Source organism: Pedomonas mirosovicensis, assembly GCF_022569295.1.
GTDB lineage: Bacteria > Pseudomonadota > Alphaproteobacteria > Sphingomonadales > Sphingomonadaceae > Pedomonas > Pedomonas mirosovicensis.
Genome location: NZ_JAKFIA010000002.1, coordinates 150,002 through 172,356 on the forward strand (window position 1 = coordinate 150,002; position 22,355 = coordinate 172,356).

The 22,355-nt window shown below is 65.8% G+C and carries 16 protein-coding genes and 3 pseudogenes; 7 read left to right on the forward strand and 12 right to left on the reverse strand.

Translation table 11 applies throughout. The annotated features are described in order from the left end of the window. The 4 genes and pseudogenes from mce to L0C21_RS16930 form a co-directional block, all read left to right on the forward strand. A pseudogene (gene mce, locus L0C21_RS13610) lies at positions 1-405 on the forward strand (methylmalonyl-CoA epimerase); the annotation flags it as partial. A gap of 25 nt (positions 406-430) precedes the next feature. Then, positions 431-2,584 carry a methylmalonyl-CoA mutase gene (gene scpA, locus L0C21_RS13615; protein WP_259278987.1) on the forward strand — a complete coding sequence of 718 codons (2,154 nt, stop codon included), beginning with the start codon at positions 431-433 and terminating at the stop codon, positions 2,582-2,584. A 51-nt stretch (positions 2,585-2,635) separates the two neighbouring features. Next, a pseudogene (locus L0C21_RS13620) lies at positions 2,636-4,008 on the forward strand (acetyl-CoA carboxylase biotin carboxylase subunit); the annotation flags it as partial. Positions 4,009-4,043: 35 nt separating this feature from the next. After that, a complete protein-coding gene (locus L0C21_RS16930) occupies positions 4,044-4,622 on the forward strand; it encodes a biotin/lipoyl-containing protein (RefSeq protein ID WP_374940282.1) in 579 nt (192 codons plus the stop codon). A 162-nt stretch (positions 4,623-4,784) separates the two neighbouring features. Here L0C21_RS16930 and trxC read toward each other — a convergent pair whose 3' ends face one another. From trxC to L0C21_RS13640, 4 genes are all read right to left on the reverse strand, one after another. Further along, positions 4,785-5,237, reverse strand: a complete 453-nt coding sequence (gene trxC / locus L0C21_RS13625; protein ID WP_259278988.1) for a thioredoxin TrxC — start codon at positions 5,235-5,237, stop codon at positions 4,785-4,787. 112 nt (positions 5,238-5,349) lie between these two features. Beyond that, positions 5,350-6,066, reverse strand: a complete 717-nt coding sequence (locus L0C21_RS13630; protein WP_259278989.1) for a Bax inhibitor-1/YccA family protein — start codon at positions 6,064-6,066, stop codon at positions 5,350-5,352. Positions 6,067-6,276: 210 nt separating this feature from the next. Beyond that, a complete protein-coding gene (locus L0C21_RS13635) occupies positions 6,277-7,914 on the reverse strand; it encodes a pectate lyase (RefSeq protein ID WP_259278990.1) in 1,638 nt (545 codons plus the stop codon). Next, positions 7,911-8,348 carry a cupin domain-containing protein gene (locus L0C21_RS13640; protein WP_259278991.1) on the reverse strand — a complete coding sequence of 146 codons (438 nt, stop codon included), beginning with the start codon at positions 8,346-8,348 and terminating at the stop codon, positions 7,911-7,913. Before L0C21_RS13640 ends, L0C21_RS13635 begins: the two co-directional genes overlap by 4 nt. 122 nt (positions 8,349-8,470) lie before the next feature. On the opposite strand from L0C21_RS13640, the gene L0C21_RS13645 reads away from it, so the two are divergent. Continuing rightward, positions 8,471-9,781, forward strand: a complete 1,311-nt coding sequence (locus L0C21_RS13645) for an MFS transporter (RefSeq protein ID WP_259278992.1) — start codon at positions 8,471-8,473, stop codon at positions 9,779-9,781. A gap of 88 nt (positions 9,782-9,869) precedes the next feature. Next, the gene (locus tag L0C21_RS13650) at positions 9,870-10,697 is read left to right on the forward strand and encodes a 2-keto-4-pentenoate hydratase (RefSeq protein WP_259278993.1); all 828 of its coding nucleotides are present in this window, start codon (positions 9,870-9,872) and stop codon (positions 10,695-10,697) included. A gap of 336 nt (positions 10,698-11,033) precedes the next feature. Here L0C21_RS13650 and L0C21_RS13655 read toward each other — a convergent pair whose 3' ends face one another. From L0C21_RS13655 to L0C21_RS13690, 8 genes and pseudogenes are all read right to left on the reverse strand, one after another. Further along, entirely contained in the window at positions 11,034-12,656 is a 1,623-nt protein-coding gene (locus L0C21_RS13655; protein WP_259278994.1) for a family 43 glycosylhydrolase, read from the reverse strand. Positions 12,657-12,760: 104 nt separating this feature from the next. Beyond that, a complete protein-coding gene (locus L0C21_RS13660; protein ID WP_374940283.1) occupies positions 12,761-15,586 on the reverse strand; it encodes a TonB-dependent receptor in 2,826 nt (941 codons plus the stop codon). A gap of 333 nt (positions 15,587-15,919) precedes the next feature. Continuing rightward, positions 15,920-17,491, reverse strand: a complete 1,572-nt coding sequence (locus tag L0C21_RS13665; protein ID WP_259278996.1) for a carboxylesterase/lipase family protein — start codon at positions 17,489-17,491, stop codon at positions 15,920-15,922. Between the two features lie 55 nt (positions 17,492-17,546). Beyond that, entirely contained in the window at positions 17,547-18,566 is a 1,020-nt protein-coding gene (locus L0C21_RS13670) for a sugar kinase (protein WP_259278997.1), read from the reverse strand. A gap of 21 nt (positions 18,567-18,587) precedes the next feature. After that, positions 18,588-19,343, reverse strand: coding sequence for a 2-dehydro-3-deoxy-D-gluconate 5-dehydrogenase KduD (gene kduD / locus L0C21_RS13675; RefSeq protein ID WP_259278998.1), 756 nt, complete (start codon positions 19,341-19,343; stop codon positions 18,588-18,590). Between the two features lie 12 nt (positions 19,344-19,355). Then, a complete protein-coding gene (gene kduI, locus L0C21_RS13680; protein WP_259278999.1) occupies positions 19,356-20,192 on the reverse strand; it encodes a 5-dehydro-4-deoxy-D-glucuronate isomerase in 837 nt (278 codons plus the stop codon). A gap of 167 nt (positions 20,193-20,359) precedes the next feature. Then, positions 20,360-20,779, reverse strand: a complete 420-nt coding sequence (locus tag L0C21_RS13685; protein ID WP_310593411.1) for a substrate-binding domain-containing protein — start codon at positions 20,777-20,779, stop codon at positions 20,360-20,362. Position 20,780: 1 nt separating this feature from the next. Continuing rightward, a pseudogene (locus L0C21_RS13690) lies at positions 20,781-21,530 on the reverse strand (LacI family DNA-binding transcriptional regulator); the annotation flags it as partial. A 175-nt stretch (positions 21,531-21,705) separates the two neighbouring features. Here L0C21_RS13690 and L0C21_RS13695 point away from each other — a divergent pair. After that, positions 21,706-22,338: a bifunctional 4-hydroxy-2-oxoglutarate aldolase/2-dehydro-3-deoxy-phosphogluconate aldolase gene (locus tag L0C21_RS13695; RefSeq protein WP_259279517.1), complete on the forward strand. Its 633-nt coding sequence runs from the start codon at positions 21,706-21,708 to the stop codon at positions 22,336-22,338. Positions 22,339-22,355: the final 17 nt, after the last annotated feature.

A 22,355-nucleotide genomic window follows, 5' to 3' on the forward strand; every position in this document is an offset into this window, starting at 1 on the left:
ATGATCGGCCGGTTGAACCATGTGGGCATTGCGACGCCCTCGATTGAGGAGAGCGTGAAGCTCTACCGCGACGTGCTGGGCGCAGCGAAAATCCACGAAAAATTCGCGCTGCCCGCACAGGGCGTGTGGGTGTGCTTCGTCGATTTGCCCAACAGCCAGATCGAGCTGATCGAACCCTACGGCGAGAATTCGCCCATCCACAAATTCCTCGAGAAAAACCCGCTCGGCGGCCAGCACCATGTGTGCTTCGAGGTGGAGGATATTCATGCCGCCAGCGCCGACATGAAGGCCAAGGGCGCAACCGTGCTGGGCGAGCCGCGCATCGGCGCGCACGGCACCCCGGTTATTTTCGTACACCCCAAGAACATGGGCGGCGTGCTCGTCGAGCTGATGGAAACGCCCAAAATGGAAGCATCGGGGGAGCGCACTGATGACCCGGAAAACCGTGAAGGACTGGGAAGAGCTCGCCCAGAAGGAGCTGAAGGACAGGCCGCTGGCGGACCTCACGTGGCACACGCCCGAGGGCATTGCGGTCAAGCCGCTCTACACCTCCGAGGACACGGCGGGCATCGAGGAGACGCTGCCCGGCTTCTTCCCCTTCACCCGCGGCGTGCGGGCAAGCATGTACGCCAACCGGCCGTGGACGGTGCGCCAGTACGCGGGCTTCTCGACGGCCGAGGAATCCAACGCCTTTTACAAGCGCAACCTGGCGGCGGGCCAGATGGGCCTCTCCGTCGCGTTCGACCTTGCGACCCACCGGGGCTACGACAGCGACCACCCGCGCGTCGTCGGCGACGTGGGCAAGGCGGGCGTTGCGATCGACAGCATCGAGGACATGAAGATCCTCTTTGATGGCATCCCGCTCGATAAAATGTCGGTCTCCATGACCATGAACGGCGCGGTCATTCCGTGCCTTGCCTTCTACATCGTAGCGGCGGAAGAACAGGGCGTTGCCCAAGACCAGCTTTCGGGCACCATTCAGAACGACATTCTGAAGGAGTTCATGGTCCGCAACACCTACATTTATCCGCCTGAGCCTTCCATGCGGATCATCGCGGACATCATCGCCTACACGGCGAGCCACATGCCCAAGTTCAACTCCATCTCCATCTCCGGCTACCACATGCAGGAGGCGGGCGCCACGCAGGTGCAGGAGCTGGCCTTCACGCTGGCGGACGGCATGGAATATGTGCGCGCCGCCATGAAGAAGGGGCTGGACGTGGACGCCTTTGCGGGCCGCCTCTCCTTCTTCTTCGCCATCGGCATGAACTTCTTCATGGAAGTGGCGAAGCTGCGCGCCGCCCGCTTGCTGTGGGCGCGCATTATGAAGGATTTCGGCGCGAAAAAGCCGTCCTCCCTCATGCTGCGGACGCACTGCCAGACCTCCGGCGTGTCTCTGACGGAAAAAGACCCCTACAACAACGTCATCCGCACCACGCTGGAAGCGTTGGCGGCGGCGCTGGGCGGCACGCAATCGCTGCACACCAATGCGCTCGATGAAGCGATCGCCCTGCCGACCGACTTTTCGGCGCGCATCGCCCGCAACACCCAGCTCATCCTTCAGGAAGAAAGCGGCATCACCAAGGTGGTCGACCCGCTCGGCGGCTCCTACTACGTGGAGGCGCTGACGAAGGAGCTGGCGGACAAGGCCTGGGCGCTCATCGAGGAAGTGGAGGCGATGGGCGGCATGACCAAGGCCGTTGAGGCCGGCCTGCCCAAAATGCGGATCGAGGAAGCCGCGGCCGCCCGGCAGGCCCGGGTGGATCGGGGCGAGGAAGTGGTCGTCGGCGTCAACAAGTATCGCCCGGCCGGCGAGGAAGAGATCGAGATCCTGGAGGTGGACAACACCCGCGTGCGCGAGGGCCAGATTGCCCGCATCAACGCGATGAAGGCGGCCCGCGACGAGGCAAAGGCGCAAGGAGCGCTGGAGGCGATCCGCCGGGGGGCAAAGGGCAGCGAAAACCTGCTGGCGCTGGCGGTGGAGGCGGCCCGCGCCCGCTGCACGCTGGGTGAAATTTCCAGCGCGATGGAGGACGTGTTCGGCCGCCACGTGGCGGAAGTGCGGTCCGTCACCGGCGTCTATGGCGGCGTTTACGGGCAGGACAGCGCGTTCGTGCGCGTGAAGGAAGGCATCGAGGCCTTTGCCCGCCGCAAGGGCCGCGCGCCCCGCGTGCTCATCGCCAAGATGGGGCAGGACGGGCATGATCGCGGCGCGAAGGTGGTGGGCTCAGCCTACGCCGACCTCGGCTTTGACGTGACCGTCGGCCCGCTGTTCCAGACGCCGCAGGAAGCGGCCAAACTGGCGCTCGAAAAAGATGTAGACGTAGTCGGCGCGTCGTCGCTGGCGGCCGGGCACAAGACGCTGATCCCCGAACTCGTGCAGGAACTGAAAGCCGCCGGGCGGCCGGACATCCGCGTGGTGGCGGGCGGCGTCATCCCCGCGCAGGATTACGAGTTTTTGCGCGAGCACGGCGTGCAGGCCATTTTCGGCCCCGGCACCAACATTCTGGACTCAGCGGCCGAGACGCTGCGCCTCTTGGGCCACAACATGCCGCCGCTGGGCGAGGAGGACAGCAATGACTGAGCTTCGCGCCCTTCCGTTCTATCGCCTTTCTGCGAACTGGTGAGCCCTTACATGTTCAAGAAAATCCTGATTGCGAACCGTGGTGAAATCGCCTGCCGCGTCATCAAGACGGCGCGGCGCATGGGCATCAAGACGGTGGCGGTATATTCCGACGCGGACGCAGGCGCGCTGCACGTGGAAATGGCGGACGAAGCCGTGCACCTCGGCCCGCCGCCCGCCGCCCAGTCGTACCTCCTGGGCGAGAAGATCGTCGAAGCCTGCAAGGCAACCGGCGCGGAAGCGGTGCACCCCGGCTATGGTTTCCTTTCGGAGCGCGAGTGGTTTGCGAAAGCCTTGGCGGAGGCCGGCATCGCCTTTATCGGCCCGCGCCCCAATGCCATCGCCGCCATGGGCGACAAGATTGAATCGAAAAAGCTGGCCAAGGCGGCGGGCGTCTCCGTGGTGCCGGGTTTCGTCGGTGAGATCGAGGACGCCGACCACGCCGTCAGGATCGCGGATGAAATCGGCTACCCGGTGATGATCAAGGCCTCGGCGGGCGGCGGCGGCAAGGGCATGCGGATTGCCTACAACGCCAAAGAGGCGCGCGAGGGCTTCCAGTCCGCCCGCAACGAGGCGAAGGCGTCGTTCGGCGATGATCGCGTGTTCATCGAGAAGTTCGTCGAGGAGCCGCGCCACATCGAAATTCAGGTGATGGGCGACGCCCACGGCAACGTGGTTTATTTGGGCGAGCGCGAATGCTCCATCCAGCGCCGCCACCAGAAGGTGGTGGAGGAGGCCCCCTCCCCGTTCGTCACGCCGGAAATGCGGAAGGCGATGGGCGAGCAGGCGGTGCAGCTAGCCAAGGCCGTGGGCTACACCTCGGCAGGCACGGTGGAGTTCATCGCGGGCAAGGACCGCAGCTTCTATTTTCTAGAGATGAACACCCGCCTGCAGGTGGAACATCCGGTAACGGAAATGATCACCGGCCTCGACCTCGTCGAGCTGATGATCCGCGTCGCCGCCGGCGAGGCGCTGCCGTTTGGCCAAGACGATATCAGGCTGAACGGCTGGGCGATCGAAACCCGCGTCTACGCGGAAGACCCCTACCGCAGCTTCCTGCCCTCCATCGGCCGTCTGGTGCGCTACCGCCAGCCGGAGGAGCGCGCGGGCGTGCGCGTGGATACGGGGGGTCGTCGAGGGCTCGGAAATTTCCATGTTCTACGACCCGATGATCGCCAAGCTCGTCACCTACGGGCAAACCCGCGAGGAAGCGACCGCCCTCCAGATCGAGGCGCTGGACGACTATTACATTCGCGGCATCGGCCACAACATCCACTTCCTCTCCTCGGTGATGCAGCACCCGCGCTTTCAGGAAGGCAGGCTGACGACCGGCTTTATTGCCGAGGAATATCCCGAAGGCTTCGCGGGCGCGCCGCTGACCGACGAAAAGCGTGAGCGGCTGATCGTCGCCGCCAGCGTGATGAACGCCATCGAGAAGGAGCGCGAGGGGCTGATCGACAACCAGCTGAGCGGCCACGGCGCGGTTTACGGCGAGGACTGGGTCATCAGCCTCGACAAGCAGCAGACGCCCGTGCGCGTCGAAGACCTGGGCGGCGGCTTCATCGTTCACGTGGGCGACAAGGCCGTGCGGGTGGAGACAGACTGGACCCCGGCGGAGCTGGTGTTCCGCGCCGCCCTCAATGGCACGGCGGTGACGATCGAGGTGGACCGGCGCGCGCTCGGCTACGCCCTCTCCCACATGGGCTCCAGCCACCACGCGGTTGCCTACACCCCACGCGCCGCCGAACTGGCAGGCCACATGATCGAAAAGGAGGCGCCGGACATGTCCCGCTTCCTCCTCTGCCCCATGCCGGGCCTCGTCGTCTCCATCGATGTCGTGCCCGGCGACAAGGTGGAAGCAGGCCAGCCGCTCGCCGTCATCGAGGCGATGAAGATGGAGAACATCCTGCGCGCCGAAAAGGCCGCAACGGTGAAATCCGTCAACGCCAAGAAAGGCGACAGCCTCGCGGTGGATGCGGTCATTCTGGAATTTGAGTGAGGTTTTTCGCAGGGGTCTTGGACCCCTGCACCCCTTCGTTTTCAGGGCCGTGCGCGGGAGACCGGGTGCGGCCCGATGAAAAAATGGGAGGTGCAGGAGGGTCCGCGACCCTCCTGCAAAAATCCTAAAAATTTCTTCCCAGAAAAATCCCCCAAAATTCCCTCAGCGCAATCCGGCCATCGCCGCCTGGGCCCATTGCACGATGGCGGGCAGCGGCAGCGCGCCGGAGGTGCGGGCGACCTCCCGGCCCTTGTGCACCATCACCAGCGTCGGGATGCTGCGGATGTTGAAGCGGGAGGCGATGGTTTGCTCGGCTTCGGTGTCCAGCTTGGCGAGGCGGAGGTTTGGTTCGAGCTGGGCGCTGGCGGCTTCGAAACTGGGGGCCATCTGGCGGCAGGGCCCGCACCAGGCGGCCCAGAAGTCGATCAGGAGGGGGAGGTCGCTGGAGGCGGCGTGCTTCTCGAAATTGGCGGCGGTGAGCGTCACCGGCCGGGCGGCGAACAGCGGGTTGCCGCATTTGCCGCACTTGCCCCGCTCCGCCAGCCGGGCGACGGGCACGCGGTTGAGCGTCGCGCAGGTGGGACACGCGATGATGAGGCTGCCGGTGCTTGCCATGGTTTGTCTTCCTCGTTGCGCCTGTCAGCAGGCGAACACGCGAGCCGCGCCTCCGGTTCCGTGGACGCCGGGGCAGGGGACCGGGAGCATCCCCTTCCCCGGCGTGGCCACGCTATTCCTCCCGCTGACCGGTGAAGTTGAGCAGCAGCTGGAAGAGGTTGACGAAGTTGAGGTAGAGCGACAGCGCGCCGAGCACGGCGAGCTTGCTGTTGGCCTCAACGCCCCAGTGGGCGGCGTATTGCTGCTTGATGTTCTGGGTGTCCCACGCGGTGAGGCCGGTGAAGACGACAACGCCGATCACCGAGACGACGAACTGCACCATGGTGGAGCCGAGGAAGAGGTTCACCAGGCTGGCGATAACGATGCCGATGAGGCCCATCATCAGGAAGCTGCCCATGCGGGAGAGGTCCCGCTTGGTGGTGTAGCCCCACAGGCTCATCGCGCCGAACATGGTGGCGGCGATGAAGAAGGTGCGGGCGATGCTCATTCCGGTGAACACCAGGAACACGGAGGCGAGCGACAGGCCCATCAGGCCGCAGAACACCCAGAACAGGGTTTGCGCCGTCGCCGCCGAAATCTTGTCGATCCGGAAGGAGAAGAAGAACACGAACGCGAGCGGCGCGAGCATCACCACCCACTTGAGCGGCGTGCCGAAGATCGGCTGGTAAAGGGCGGGCGTGGAGCCGACCACCAGCGCCACAAGGCCGGTCAGCAGCACGCCCGAGGCCATGTAGTTGTAGACCCGCAGCATGTGCTGCCGCAGGCCTTCATCGAACAGGGCGTCGCGTGTCGCCGCACCCGTCCGGCTAAAAGATTGCTGTCCGAACATGTCGTTCCTCGTTTGACGTTTCCACTCAAACGAGCATCCCGATCAGGTCCTGGAGGATGGGAGAAAAGACGTAGGACCTGCATCGAGCTTGCTCGATGCGGTCCGACATCACGACCGGCTTTGCGCCAATCGCCAGAGGGGCCCGGCCCGCACATCGCCTATTTTAAGGCCAGGCCCCCGATTTTCAAGCGGGTTCGAACGCGCCGCCGCTCAGTTGGACGCCCCCAGCGTCCGAATGAGGGTGAGCATGTTCTTGATATAACCCGAGATGGAGATGCCGATGACCGGCTTGTCCACCGGATACGGCGAGGTATCGGTCTCGTCGCCCACGTAGGTGCTGGCGTAGTCCCCCGGCTTCGGCGTAGCGCTGCCGGGGCCGCGATAGGGGTTGCTGGTCGCCTTCAGCGGCGTCGGCCACCAGCCTTCGGAATTGAGGCTGGCGACAACCTTGGCCGGATCGGTCGGCAGGTCGCGGCTGTTGAGGTCCGAGCCGTCGATGTGCTCGCCGACGAAGAAGCGCGGCAGCGGCTTGGGGTCGGCGTCGATCAGCGGCGAGCCCTTCGTTGCCTCCTCCACCGGCATCTTCACCAGCTTCTCATACTCCCGGCGCAGCGCCGCCACGTTGATGGCGCGGGTGGCAGAGTAATGGCCGAGGGTCTTCTCCGGGTTGTAATCCACGTAGTAGCGGCCGTTGACCACGTTCGAGCCGCGCCGGTGCACGAACAGCGGCTTGTTGGTGCCAATCTCGACGAACGCCGGATAGGGCTTGGCGCTGCGGCCCAGTTCCCCCTTGAGGCGGGTCGACTCGATCCAGTCCAGCGCCTCGGGGATGCGGGCAAGATACTTCCGGTCGCCGGTGAGGCGGTAGAAGGTCATCAGGTGGCGCACATTGGCGGCGGTGGTGGATGGCGACAATGCCTCGGGCTCGTAGGTGCGCGCGCCCGCGGGCTTCAGGTCCGGCGTGTATTGCAGCGCCCAGCCCGGCTGCGGCGCGCCCTGCTGGGTGGCCAGCACCATGTCCATCGCCCGGTGGATGGCGCCCAGGATCCGCGTATCGCCCAATGCCTGGTAGCACATCAGCAGGAACTTGATGTTCTCCGCCGCCACGTCGTCGTTGAAGGTGACGTAGGAGGTGTAATCCGGGTGGCCATGGTGCACGAAATCATGGCGCAGCGGATAGCGCTGCGGCCAGCCGCCGTTGGCATACTGGCTCTCCAGCACGAAGTTGATCGCCTTGTCCAGAGCCGGACGGTACTTGGGATCGAGCTTTTCCATGTAGAGGCGCAGCAGGAACTGCGAGGCCTCCGACGTGCCCATGTCGTCGAAGGTGGCGTTGCCCCAGTAATGCTGGAATTCCTCCATGCGCCAGGCGTTGGCGCCAATGGTCTCGTACCACTTCTTGGTCGATGCCTCGCCCGCGAAGTCGAAGAAATAATGCCAGCCGCCGCTGGGGTGCTGACCCCAGATGAGCGCGCCCGCCACCGTCTCGGCGGCGTGGTAATAGTAGTCGTCGCCCGTAGCGTGGTAGGCGTCGAGGAACAGATGGCCCATGGTCGCCGTGCCCGGCGGCTGCACCCACACCATGGTGGGCTTGGCCTCCAGCTCGCCCCAGCGGCGGGACATGTCGGGCAGGTAGGACCACACATAGCCGCCGTTGGTGGAGACCTTCTCCACCATGAAGGTGGTGGCCCGCTTCATGGTTTGCAGCACCGCCTCGCGCGAGGGCTTGGCGGCCGCCGCCGCTGTTGCCGCCGCCGGCTGGTCAGCGGCGGCAACAGCGCCCGGCATCAAAGTTGCCAAAGCAAGGGCCGCGGCCCCGCCCCACAGTACGCTACGCCGTACGCTCATTTCCCTGCCCCCTTCGCATCGATCGGATAGGCAATGACCAGCACCAGATCCTCGCTGCCCACCTGCCGGATGCCCACGTTATTGCCCGTGTAGATATAAACGGCGGTGCCCTGCTTGACGCGGGTGGTCTTGCCATCGGCGATGAGATCCCCCTGCCCTGAGAGCACGTAATAGACCTCGTCGTGCTTCAGCACATGCTCGCCAATGGACGCGCCCGGATGCAGCGCGCGCACGCGGAACTCCATGGAGCGGTCCGGCGCCTGGTCGGAATAGCGGTAGGCCGTGCTCATTCCCGTGCCGTTGTGCGGCGGGGGCTGCTCGGATTTCACGGAATCCTGCGGCATGATGATGACGGAGCGCTGCGGCGCGGCCTCAGCGGTGGTGACACCGGCGGCCAGCAGCAGCCCCGCCAAACTCAAGGCAGAAAGTCTCATTGTGTCCTCCCCAATTCCACGCCCGCTTCGGTTTTTCGCGGGTCTATGTTGTAAATGACACCGGTTTCCTATACAGAAGTCAAGAATAGATAAAAAAAATTACGACCGGGGAGGAATGAATTATGGCAGAGGCGAGCGTTGATCGCGCCCCGACAACGACGGGCAGCGATGCGACTCAAACGGTGAAACCAGGCGGCCGCTTGCGGTGGACAATCTGCGGCCTGCTGTTTTTCGCAACGACCATCAATTACATCGACCGCCAGATGATTTCCGTGCTCAAGCCCACGCTGGAGACGGAACTCGGCTGGAGCGAGACCGACTACGCCGACATCGTCTTCTGGTTTCAGGCGGCCTATGCGCTTGGCTACTTCGCCTTCGGGCGGCTGATGGACCGGCTGGGCGCGCGCTTCGGCTACTCGCTGGCCGCGGCGATCTGGGGCATTGCCGCCATGTGCACGGGCTTTGCCCGCACGGCAGCGGACTTCATGCTGGCCCGCGCCGCGCTGGGCCTGGGCGAGTCGGGCAACTTCCCGGCCGGCATCAAGGCGGTGGCCGAGTGGTTCCCCAAGAAGGAGCGGGCCTTCGCCATCGGCATCTTCAACGCCGGGGCCAACGTCGGGGCCATCGTCACCCCCATCATCGCGCCGATCCTCGTCTACCACTACGGCTGGCCGACCGCCTTCTACGTGTCGGGCGGGCTGGTGCTGGTGTGGCTGGCGCTGTGGCTGTCCGTCTACCGCCGTCCGCGGGAGCACAAGCGCCTCTCGGCCAGCGAGCTGGCCTATATCGAGAGCGATCCCGCCGACGCTCCGGGCCGCATGCCCTGGCTTTCGCTGCTGGGCAAGCGCCAGACCTGGGCCTATGCCATCGGCAAGTTCCTCACCGACCCCATCTGGTGGATGTTCCTGTTCTGGCTGCCTGACTTCTTCGCCAAGCAGTACAACCTCGACCTGATGAGCTTCGGCCCGCCGCTCGTCGCCATCTACATCATCTCGGACCTGGGCAGCATCGCGGGCGGCTGGCTCTCCTCCCGCCTCATCAAGAAGGGCTGGAGCGTCAACGCCGGGCGCAAGACCGCCATGCTGATCTGCGCCCTGTGCGTGCTGCCGGTGTTCCTGGCCATCCATGCCGACAGCCTGTGGGCGGCCGTTGCCATCATCGGCCTCGCCACCGCCGCGCACCAGGGCTGGTCCGCCAACCTCTACACCCTGCCGTCCGACATGTTCCCCCGCCGCGCCGTCGGCTCGGTGGTGGGCATCGGCGGCACGCTGGGCGCCATCGGGGGCATGTTCATGGCCAAGTTCGCCGGCTGGGTGCTGGAGACGACCGGCAGCTACATGCCCATGTTCATTCTTGCCGGTTCGGCCTATCTGCTGGCCCTCGGCATCATCCACCTGCTCGCGCCGCGTCTGAGCCAGGCCGAGCAGGACTAAACCTCCGGCATCATGGCGCCGCCTGCCCCACCGGGTGGGCGGCGCTTTGACACCGGTTTACTAACGTCTATTCAGGACTGAGCACAGCATGAAACTTTCCGAGGATTCTTCCTCCTCTCCCAGCCCGGCAGCCGTGGCGACCGCCTTCACGGGCGCGCGCAGCCAAGCCGTTGCCGTGCCGGGTTTTCCGGGCGATGTTCTGCCCGCCACGCTGGCGGACGCCTACGCCATTCAGGACGAGGCCATCGCCCTCTGGCCCGACCGGATCATCGGCTGGAAGATCGGCCGCATCCCTGAGCCCTTCGCGGCGCAACTGGGCGCGGACCGGCTGATGGGCCCCATCTTCGCCGGCAAGCTGTGGCAAGCAGGCGCAACGCCGACCGCCGTGCCCGTTTTCGTGGGCGGCTTCGCGGCCGTGGAGGCGGAATTCGTCATTCGCGTGGCCCGCAACGCCGACCCCGCCAAGACCGCCTACACGCTGGAGGAAGCGGCCGAGCTGATCGGCGCCTTCCATGTGGGGATCGAGATGGCCGGCAGTCCGCTCGCCACCATCAACGTGCTGGGGCCAACCGCCGTCGTCTCCGACTTCGGCAACAACAACGGCCTCATCCTCGGCCCCGAACTGCCGGACTGGCAAGGCCAGCCGCTGGAAGCGCTGCGCTGCGAGACCTTCATCGAGGGTCAGTCGGCTGGCACCGGCACCGGCGCCAACCTGCCGGGCGGGCCGGTTTCCGCCCTGCGTTTCGCGCTGGAAACCGGCGCAAGGCGCGGCCGTCCCCTGCAGGCGGGCGATCTTATTTCAACCGGCGCCGTGACCGGCATTCATGACATCCACGCCGGCGAGAAAGCCCGCGTGACCTTCCCCGGCGGGCACGAGATCCACTGCGTCACCGTGCCGGCCGCCGGCCAGATCTGAATCCCAGAGCTGAGTCAGCGCCGACTGATCGGCGCTGACAACCAGCGGGGGCCGCCTTCCTGATCCGTCGGCGGCCCCAAGGCGGCGCACCACAGCGCTGCAATCGATCCGGACCATAGGCACAATTTTCGTTTATAGCGCAGGAGGGGGTCATCCCTCTTGGCAACCTCCCTGTCTTTTTGCGGGACGTGCGTGGCCGGAACGTCCAGCGCACTGAAAATCATGTGTAAAAAAAGGCCGCGCCCTTGAGCGAAGGACGCGGCCCGATAAATCGAATGGGGGTGCAGGGGGCCCCGAGACCCCCTGCTATTCTACTCAACAATCAAAGCTGAACACTCAAAGCGCCTGATAGGTGAAGTTGGAGAAGCGGGCCTCGCCCTTGCCTGCCGCGTAGAGCGCCGGGCGCAGGCTGAGGAAGTCGCCGGCCACATTGTGGTGGTAGCCCGAGACTTCCATCTGCACGCCGAACTTCTCCCAGGTCTTGCCGTCATCCGTGCTGGTGTGGATGGTCAGCACATTGCGATCGTTGGTGAGGCGTAGGCGGCATTTCCGGCCCAGCCCCTGGGGTGCCCGCCCGCCCCGCTGGAGGCCGTAGCGGTGCATCACCAGTTTGTTGGGGGCAAGGCCCAGCCCCGCATAGAGCCGCCGGTTGTAGAACAGCAGCAGGCCGGCTTCCGCGCCATCATCCACCTCCACGTCGCACTCGACGCGATAGGCCTGATCGCCCGCGATGCAGGCGATGGGCGAGCAGTTGCTGGGCGTCGTGCCCTTGGCCTTCACATGCAGCACGCCGCCCTCGCGGCGCACCCGCGCCGCCTCATTGGGGGCGGGATCGTAGAAGGCCCACTGGATGCCGAACTTGTCGGTGGAGAAGTCGTCGCTCAGCGCAAAGCCGTGCGGCTGCTCGCCAAGGTCGAGCGGCTTCTTGAGCGGAGCCGAGAGATCGCCGCCCTTCGGCCGGAACCAGCCGTCCTTGGTCCACTCGATCGGCTCCAGCAGCGTCTGGCGGCCCAGCGTCCAGAAGCCGTTCTCGTAGCCGTGGTAGACCATCCACCACTGGCCGTTCGGCCCCTCGAAGGGCGTGGCATGGCCGCGCGACCACCACTTCTCCGAGACCGACTGGGTCTTGACGATGGGGTTGCCGGGGTCGTTCTCCCACGGCCCGTTGATGGAGCGCGAGCGGGCGACGATGACCATGTGCCCGGTCGGCGGACCGGCCGTGCCGCCGACGGCCGTAATCATGTAAAACCAGTCGCCGCGGCGGATCAGTTTCGGCCCCTCGGGCGAGAAGGATTCCACCACCCAGTTTTCCGGATAGTGCCACGGATCATAGACGTGCTCGACCGCGCCCGCCTTGGCAAGGCCATCCGGCGTCAGCCGCACCCGATCACCGCCACTGAGGAAAAGATACCGCGTCCCGTCCTCGCCCACCACGTGGCCGGGGTCGATATGGTCGGGCAGGTCGAGATCGATGGGCTCGCTCCACGGCCCTTCGATGGACGGGGCGTGGATGACGTAAATGGAGCGCCGGTTCGGAAAGCGCGCCGGAATGTAGAGGTAATAGCGGCCTTCGTGCTTCGCCAGCTCCGGCGCCCACACCGAGCCGATGGGGGTTTTCAGCGCTGCCGTTACCGGCCGCCAGTTCACCAGGTCCTTCGAATGCCAGATGAGGAGACCCGGATAGGCATCGAAGCTGGAATGGGTCATGTAATAGTCGTCACCATCGCGGAGCAACGTCGGGTCCGGCCGGTCGCCCGCCACGATGGGGTTGAGGAAGGTGCCATTGCCAAGGTCCGCGCGGCGCTGGCCCTCGATGCCGGGCCGCCATTTCAGATTGGACCAATCGGCGCAGCTGCTGCTGGCGCGGGAGCATTGCGCGAAAACAGGCGACGAAAGCGCCCCGGCCACCGCGCTGAGCGCAAGCGAGCCGAGCAGTTGGCGGCGATTGAGACCAGGCATGGCGAGCCCCCTTCAGAAACCTGAGATACCGGCTCCGTGCCGCCGCCGGCGGGCGGTAAAAAAATGCGGGCGACCTTTCGGTCGCCCGCCTGCTGTCGAACGCCTTACATCTTGTAGCGTGCGCCAAAGATGATGGTACGACCGAAGTGGTTGTACTCGTAGTTGCGGTTCGAATAGATGTCGACGAACCGGTCGCGGTAGTCGTCGGTCAGGTTCACGCCTTCCAGCGACAGCTCCAGGGCCTCGGTCAGCTTGTAGCGCACGGAGGCGTCCACGTTGACCGAGCTGTTGTAGCCCTCGAAGAAGTTGTTGGTGGCGCTGGTGCCGTCGATGAAGCCGCTGCGGTAGCTGACCGACGCGCGGGCGCTGAACCGGTCGTCTTCATAGTACAGCGTGGCGTTGTAGGCGCGCTTGGACAGGTTGCTCAGGCGCTCCTTGATGATGATGGTCTCGTCGCCGCGCTTGAACTCGTATTCCACATCCGAGTCCACGAAGGTGGCGTTGACGATACCGCCGAAGTTGCCCCAGAAGCCCGGCAGGAACCGGAACGGACCCTGCAGCGAGACTTCCAGACCCTTCAGCTTGCCGCCATCGCCGCTACCGATGCTGCGGATCTCCCATTCGCGGCCTTCCGGGTCGCTCGCCGCCGGCGAGCTGGGCAGGATGACCGAGATCGGCAGGCCCGTGGAGGCGAAGGTGCCGGTCGTGGTGGTCGAGATCGGGAAGCTGGCGATGTCCTTGGCGAACACGGCCACCGAGAAGATCGACTGCGGCGCGAAGTACCACTCGAACGCCAGGTCGTAGGCCGTAGCCTTGAACGGCTCCAGGTTCGGGTTGCCGTAGCTGACGCGGTAGTTGAAGCCGTCCACCGAGCCGCCCGGCGTCAGGTTGCCGAGGCTCGGACGGGTCATCACCTTGGAGACAGCGCCGCGGATGATGATGTCCTCGGTCGGGAACAGCGCCAGGTTGGCCGACGGCAGCCAGTTGTCGTAGTGGCGCTTGGCGTGCACTTCGACTCCGCTGTTGAGGCCGGTCGACTTCTGGTCGGTCCGCATGTAGCGCAGACCAACGTTGGCGGCGTACTCAAGGCCGAACAGCTCGCTCTTGACGTTGGCCTGGAGGTAACCGCCGGTCGCCTCTTCAACCACCGAGCGGATGTTGCCTGGGTCCTGCTTCAGCTCGCGGTCATAAAGACCGGTGTAGGCAGCCGCCGCGTCGATGTTCGGCACCAGCCATTCGGTGGTGGTGCCTGCCGGCTGACCGGCCTTGCCCAGCTTGAACAGCGTGGCCAGATCCGACGAAACGGGCAGACCGTAGACCGCGCCGGCGCCGGTGACGCTCTTCGGCGTACAGGTGACCTCGCCCAGAACCGCATCAGGCGCGGCAACGTCGCTGGAGGGGCAAACCACCGCGTCGCGGGTGTAGGTTTCCGTGTCGAAGCTGAAGCGGCGGTAGACCGCGCCGGCCTCAAGCTCGATCGCGTCGGTCACGTCCCACTCGGTCTTGAGCGACAGGGTGCGGAACTTGTTGACGACGCTGGTCGGGCGGTCACGGATTTCAGCCAGCTGGAAGTTGGCCGGATCGGTGACGCTGGTGCCGAAGCTCAGCACCGGGCTCCGCATATCCGTGTAGTCGTAGCTATAGCCGTCGGCATCGCGGTCGTCGAAGATCATCGTGGTCTCGACCGGGATGCTGGCGTCGGACTTGGAGAAGCCGCCCAGCAGCTCGACCCGGAACACGTCCGAGAACTCGTGCTTCAGGTTGCCGCTCAGCTGGTAGAACTCGGTCGACGACTTGCGGCGGTAGCTTTCCGTACGCACCCAGGCGTTGTCGAACGTGCCCTTGATCAGGTTGTTGTTCTCGTCGATCTCGTAATCGACGACATCCATGCCCTTTTCGTTGCTGCGGAACAGCACCTCGCCCCAGGATTCGGAGCGGGTTTCCTTGAACTTGGAATAAAGGCCATCGATCGACAGCACGGTGCGATCGGTCGGAGCCCACTGGACGCTGGCGGTCAGGCCCAGGCGGTCGCGGTCGTGCGCCACCTCGCCGTAGCGCGGAATACGTGGGTGGAAGGCGTCAGCAACTTCGGCGCAGGCTTCAGGCTGCGTATCGCCGCCGCAGGCCTCGCCGCCCACCGAGCGGAACTGGGCCTGCTGCCAGCGCACCGTGTTGTTGCCCAGCTCCAGCGTGTTGCTGGATTGGTAGGCCGCCGACACCGACGCGCCGAAGGTGCCGTCGTCGTTCTTCCAGGCGACGAGACCGGCGACGCGCGGGCCCAGATCCTTGCTGAGCGTGTTGTACTGGCCCTGCACCGAGCCGACGACGGTCAGGCCCGCCTTGCCGGCCAGCGGATTGCCGGTGTTGAGGTCCACGACCGCGCCGAGCGAGCCTTCGTCGAGCGAGGCTTCCGCCGTCTTGTGCACGACGATGGAGTTGAACAGCTCGGAGGCGAACACGTTGAAGTCGAACGCGCGGTCGCGATTGGGGCTCGCGCCGTCGGTCGAGGTGGTGATGGTCTCCATGCCATTGACGCGCACGCGGGTGAACTGCGCGCCGAGACCGCGCACCGTGATGGCGCGGCCTTCGCCGCCATCGCGCAGAATCGAGATGCCCGGAATACGCTGTAGCGATTCCGCCAGGTTCTGATCCGGGAATTTCGCGATATCCTCGGCGACGATCACGTCGACCGAGCTGACCGAATCACGCTTGGCGTCGAGCGCGACTTCCAGCGAGCGGCGGAAGCCGGTGACAACGATTTCCTCCATCGCCATGGAAGACCCGGCGGTCGTGGCGGTGGCGGGCTGCTCGGTGGTCGTCTGGGCGAGCGCCGGCGTTGCCGTCAGCAGAGCCAGGGCGAGCGCCTTGCTTGAAACGCCGCATCGTGATGCGCGGCCGGCAACGCCGACCTTCCTGTCCTTGATCATCATCATCCTCCCCTTGCGGCCTTGTTCTTGAAGGGGCCGCAGAAAAATTTTCCCCGGTTTTTCTAATGATACCGGTGGACAGAACGCGACGCAAAAATCGGTGCCAACACCGCACCGTACACAATCGGGACAGGATAGAATTCGGGAATTCCGCCGCAAACACACGGCGAACGATGGCCTATCCTCCCCAGGCGGGCTTTATTTGTTATCACGGCCCGCCTTTTCACCGGCGCCTGCTCTACGACAAGTAACCGGTGTCATTCGTTAGAATTACAACTTTATATCGGCCTGTCAATGTTCGGCTTGCCGCTTGTTGCCCAATCTGTTGCGAACAGGTCACGTTCCTGGTTGCACATAAGGCACCTTGGCGAACAGCCGCCGCTCATCCCCGCGGGGATCGTTCTGCACGTGCGGATTGGCGTCGAAAATCATGGTGGCGCGCTGCGGCAGGCGATAGGTGGGCCATTCGATTCCCCCGGCCCGATTGGGGTCGCCATCGCGGGCGAAGGCAACGAACGCCTTCTGCATGGCCGCGCTGGTGGCACGCGCCTCCGGCCCCGTGCCGGTGCGCGAGCCCTTGGCGGTCAGCGTGCCGAACACGAGCCCAATATCGAGGCTGTGGAAAGCGCCCCACCGGCCGCCATCGACCGGCGAGCGGTAGTTGAGCTGGTAGACCCAGGTGGGCGCGGGCACGGCATTCCGCATCTCCGCCTCGATGACCTGCCCGCGCCAGGAGCGCCCTGCCGTCGTCGCGGCGAAGTAGACATCCGACGGCGAGTAGTTGGGGAACATCCGGCGATATTCCGCCACCACATGCTCGGGCAGAATATCGACCACCAGCCCGCTCGCCAGCAGCTGGGGCAGCTCCTCCCAGGTGAGGGAGAAGCGCGGGTCGTCCGCCCCGCGCACGAAGCCGCGGGTCTCATCCAGCGTGTTGCCCAGAATCATCGGGATATGCGCCGAAAGCGGGTTGGCATCGGGCCAGAACGGATGGCGGGTGAGCCATTTCTCATCGAGCACCGGCCCGAAGTAGACCCGCCCGTTCAGCACCGGATCGTCCGCCGAAAGCCCCTCGACCAGCTTTTCGGCCGGCAGGTCCAGCAGGCGCTCGGGCTCGGCGTCCGGCACGCCAAGCGCCGCCATCCATGCCTTGGCGCGGGCGGTGGCATTCAAGGGACCGGAGGCGGTGACCTGCTGGCCGCTCATGGTGGCGCCGCGGTGGAACAGGCCCTTGGCCGCCTCCATGCCCATCAGCGTGGCGATCTTGGCCCCGCCGCCCGACTGGCCGAACAGCATCACCCGGCCGGGGTCGCCGCCAAAGGCGGCGATGTTGTCGCGCACCCATTTGAGGGCCATGATGATGTCCAGCATCCCCGCGTTGCCCGAATCCGCGAACCTGGGCGACAGGCGGGCAAGGTACGCATAGCCGAAGGCATTCAGCCGGTGGTTGATGGTGACCACCACCACGTCGCCATTGGCGGCGAGCCGCGCGCCATCGGTCAGCGGATGCGAGCCCGAGCCGGAGGCATAGGCCCCGCCGTGGATGTAGACCATCACCGGCCGCTTGGCGGCGTCCAGCCCCGGCGACCAGACGTTGAGGAACAGGCAGTCCTCGCTGGTTTCCTCGTCGATGCGGCCCTGCGGGCAGGCCGGGCCATAACGGGTGGCATCCTTGATGTCAGACCACGGCTGCGGCGGCTGCGGCGCCTGGAAGCGGGTGGTGCGGGTATCCGCGCCGTAGCGGATGCCCTTGAACACATTGATGCCATTCTCGCGCAGGCCGCGCACGCGGCCGTATTGCGTTGCCACCACCGGCGCGGCGGCATCGGCGCGCGCAAGCGCCGGCGCAGCCGCCAGCGATAGGCCTGCTCCGATCATGGCGCGGCGGGTTAGCCTCATATCTGCCATGTCCTCCCCCATTTTTGAGCCGGGTCTTGTCGCCCGGTTGTGTTTTTGGATCTTCTCAGCGGCGCACGTCGAAGGCGCCGCCCTCCAGAAACCCTTCGATATCGCTGCGGCTCACCAGCGCCAGATCCCCCGGCACGCCGTGCTTCAAGGCCGCCGCCGCCAGACCCATGCGGACCACCTCGGCCTCCGGCCGCCCGGTCAGCAGGCCATGCAGGATGCCGGCCGCAAAGGCGTCGCCCCCGCCGATGCGATCCACGATCGGGGCCACATGCACCGGGTCGGCAAGATATGTGCCCTCACGCGTCAGCAGGCGGGCGGAGAGAATGTGGTGGTCAACCGTCACCTGCTCGCGCGAGGTGTTGGCGATCCAGCGCGCATGCGGGAAAGCCTCGAAGGCGGCGTCCGCCGCGATGCGGGGGCTGTTCTCGCCTTCGAACTTGCGGCCGAGCACCAGGCCGAAGTCCCGCCGTCCGCCGAAAATCACATCCGCGTGGCACAGCAGCTCGCGAATAATGGCGGGCGCATCGCCGCCCCACTCCGCCCACAGCTTGGCGCGGTAGTTGCAATCAAAGGAGACCGCGATGCCTTTTGCCTTGGCGGTCTTCACCGCCTTCAGCGCGGCATCCGTGCCGCTGCGCCCCAGCGCCGCGTTGATGCCGGAGAGGTGGAGAAGCGCCGCGCCCTCAAGCGCCGCATCCCAGTCCACCGCGTCCGGCTCAGCAACGGCGAAGGTGGAGCCCGCCCGATCGTAAAGCACGTCGGACGGGCGGTGGATCGCGCCGGTCGTCAGGAAATAAAGGCCCATGCGCCCCGGCCGCAGCACGGCGTGGTGGGTCTCGACGCCATAGCGGCGCAGCTCGCCCAATGCCGCCTGCCCCAGCGCATTGTCGGCAACCACCGTCGCCATGGAGACCCTGTGGCCGAGGCGGGCGAGCCCCACCCCCACATTGGCCTCCGCGCCGCCCACGAACACCTCGAGGCGGGGGCGTTGGAGCAGCTGCTCCCGCCCCGGCGCGCCGAGGCGCAGCAGCAGCTCGCCGAAGCAGACAATCTTACCGTCAGCCAGTCCGCCCACCGCCAGCTCCTTCTTGTTTCCTCAGCGCGCCAGCCAGCCGCCGTCCACCGCCAGAATATGGCCGTGAACATAATCCGCCGCACGGCTGGCGAGAAACACCGCCGCGCCGCCCAGATCATCCGGCTGACCCCAGCGCCCGGCCGGAATCCGCTCCAGGATCGAGCGGTTGCGGGCCTCGTCCGCCTGAAGCGCCGCCGTGTTGTTGGTGGCAAAATAGCCCGGCGCGATGGCATTGACGTTAACGCCCCGCGCCGCCCATTCGTTGGCGAGCAGCTTGGTGAGCCCGGCGACGCCCGACTTGGAGGCCGTGTAGCTGGGCACCCGGATGCCGCCCTGGAAGCTGAGCATGGAGGCGATGTTGATGATCTTGCCCGAGCCCTGCTTCAGCATGTGGCGACCGGCGGCCTGGCACAGGAAGAACACGGACTTGAGGTTGGTGTCGACCACCGCGTCCCAGTCTTCCTCCGAGAAGTCCACCGCATCGGCCCGGCGGATGATGCCGGCGTTGTTGACGAGGATATCGAGCCCGCCAAGGCCGGAGAGCGTCTCGTCAACAACGCGCTGCACCGGTTCGATGGTGGAGAGGTCGGCGCGGATGCCGAGGAAGCGACGGCCCGTCGCTTCCACCAGGCCTTGCGTTTCGCTCATGTCGCTGCGGCCAACGGCGGCGATATCCGCCCCGGCCGCGGCCAGCGCCACGGCCAGCGCCTGGCCAAGCCCCGTGTTCGCGCCGGTGACGATCGCCACCCGGCCGCTGAGGTCAAACGGATTGCCCATGGATCTGCCCTCTTACTTCAGCTGGCAGATATCGAGGACGTTCATGTCCGTGTAGTCGAGGTTCTCGCCGCCCATCGCCCAGATGAAGGCGTAGGCGCGGGTGCCCGAGCCCATGTGCACCGACCACGGCGGAGAGATGACCGCCTCTTCGTTGCCGATGACGATGTGGCGCAGCTCATCCGGCTCTCCCATGTAGTGGAACACCCGGTCATCGCCTTCGAGATCGAAGTAGAAGTAGATTTCCGAGCGGCGGTCATGCAGGTGCGGCGGCATGGTGTTCCACACCGAGCCCGGCTTCAGGATGGTGAGGCCCATCAGCAGCTGCGCGCTGTCGCACACGCCTGGGATCACCAGCTGGTAGATGGTGCGCTCGTTCGAGCCGTCCAAGCTGCCGCGCTCCAGCGGGTTGGCCTCGGCAACCGAGATCTTCTTCAGCGTCTTGGCGACATGCGCCGGCGTCGAGGCGAGATAGTAGCGGGCGGCCTCGCCCTCGAACACCACGTCCTTGCAGCCCATCGGGATGTAGAGGCAGTCCCGCGGCTCCATCTCGAACACCTGGCCGTCAACGGTGATGCGGCCCTTGCCCTTGCCCACGTTGACCGCGCCCAGCTCGCGCCGCTCCAGGAACGGGTGGCCCTTGGCAGATGCGGGCTCGGTCTGCTCGGGCAGGCGCACGGCCTTGCCGGCCGGGGCGACGCCGCCGATCACGAACCGCTCGTTGTGCGAATAGTTGAGGACGACCTCACCCTCGCGGAACAGGCCGGTGACCAGGTAGCGCTGGCGCAGCTCCTCGTTGGTCACGCTGTTCATCATATCCGGATGAGTGGCGTGATAGACCTTCTGAAACATGGCGTTTACCTCCCCTTGGCGGCGCTGGTCTGAAGGCGCGCAATCTCGCGCCCCGTGCGCCCGTTTCCCGCGCCCCGTTGCGGAGCGCCAAATTTTGTCCTGACCCATTGGTAACCGGTGTCAATCACGGATGCAAGACCCCTCCGGCGGTCTTTGAACCCAGCGTTTCAGGCGCGCGCCGGCGCCGTTGACTGCCGCACCACCAGGCGAGGCTCGATGGGCGTTGCCTGACGGCGCACCTCGCCCTCGCGCGCCTGGGCCAGCAGCAGCTGGGCGGCGGTGCGGCCCATGTCGCGGATCGGCCAGCGCACGGTGGTCAGCGGCGGCCACATGCGGGCGGCCAGCTCCGTATCGTCGAAGCCGATGACGGAGAGATCCTGCGGAATGCGGATGCCGCGCTGGTTGGCGTAGTGGTAGACGCCCGCCGCCATTTCGTCGTTGGAGGCGAAGATGGCGGTCGGCCGAGGCTCGAGAGAGAGCAGGCGCTCGGCGCAGGCGACGCCTGATCTCGAAGTTATAGCCGCCTTCCACCACATAGTCGGGCGCGGGCTCGACCCCGGCCTGCCGCAGCACGTCGCGAAAGCCATGCCAGCGCTCGGCCGCCGAGCGATAGCCCGATGGGCCCTTGATGACGCCGATGCAGCGGTGGCCGAGCGTGAGCAGATGCTGGGCAGCCTCGCCGGTGCCCACCTGGTCGTTGGAGGCAACGATGTGGGCCGGATCGTCCAGCGCGGCGGAGGCCACGCGCACGTAGGCGCAGCCCAGCTCCTTGAGGAGCGCTACCAGCGCATCGTTCTCCGAGACCGGCGGCAGGAGCACGACGCCGAACAGCTTCTGCCGCTCCACGAACGCCCGCACGTCGGCGAACAGCGAGGGGCTGCCCCGGTCGCACGGATAGACCACCAGTTCAAAGCCGCTCCCGCGCAGGCCGTCGAGAATGCCGTACTGCGAGGTGACGATGAACTGGGCATTCGGGTTGTCGTAAATAAGCCCGATAAGGAACGAGCGGCGGAAGGCAAGCCCGCGCGCTTGAGGATCTGGCGTGAAGCCGAGCTGGTTGATGACCGCCGTCACCCGGTCCCGGGTTTCGGGGCGCACCAGCGGCGACTGGTTGATGACCCGCGAGACAGTCTTCTTCGACACCTGCGCGATACGCGCAATATCGTTGATGGTGGCGCGCCGCTTAATGCCCTCGGTCGCGCGGTCCTGCTCGGCTATTGCTGCTTTTTCTACACCCACCGGAAATCCCCATCCCTCATCGCCCGCTTGACTCAACGCACCCTTACATTCGCCCTTATACCCAATCGTGCGAAGTCGTCCTTGTGTTTTTAATGACACCGGTTACTTTGCCTGTCCATGGGTTTGCGTAGCAGGATTGCGCCCGGCTCGTCGGGCGCGATTTCGGGGGGAATCTCCTGCCGCCTGCCCGCTGCCTTAGAGCAAATCTGGATACCGCGCCTGGCCGCCTTGCGGCCGGGACTGTCCCCACACGCCGGAGATATCGCCCGTGACCATGCCCGAACCCGCCATTCGCGCCATCATGCAAAAAGCGCCGGTCATTCCGGTGCTGGCCATTGACAACGCCGACCACGCCGAGCCGCTGGCCGAGGCGCTGGTGGCCGGCGGCCTGCCGGTCATCGAGGTGACATTGCGGACTTCGGCCGCGCTGGAGGCCATCCGCCGCATGGCGCGCGTTGAAGGCGCTGTCGTCGGCGCGGGCACGGTGCTGGACCCCGACGGCCTTGCCCGCGCCGCTGATAGCGGCGCGCAGTTCATCGTCAGCCCCGGCCTTACGGATCGGCTGGCCGTTGCCGCCCACGCCGCCAAGGTGCCCTTCCTGCCCGGCGTTGCCACCGCAGGTGATATCATGCGCGCGCTTGACCACGGCCTCACTCACCTCAAGTTCTTCCCTGCGGAGAGCAGCGGCGGCGCGAATGCGGTCAAGAGCCTCGCCGGGCCGTTCGGCGCGGTGCGCTTCTGCCCGACAGGCGGCATCACGCTGATGACAGCGCCGGACTATCTTACCCTGCCAAATGTGCTATGCGTTGGCGGCACCTGGATCGTCCCGAAGGAGGCGCTGGCGCGGCAGGATTGGAGCACGATCCGCCGTCTTGCCGAGCAAGCCGCCGCGCTCGGACGCGTCTGACAGTTAAGCGGAAAGGA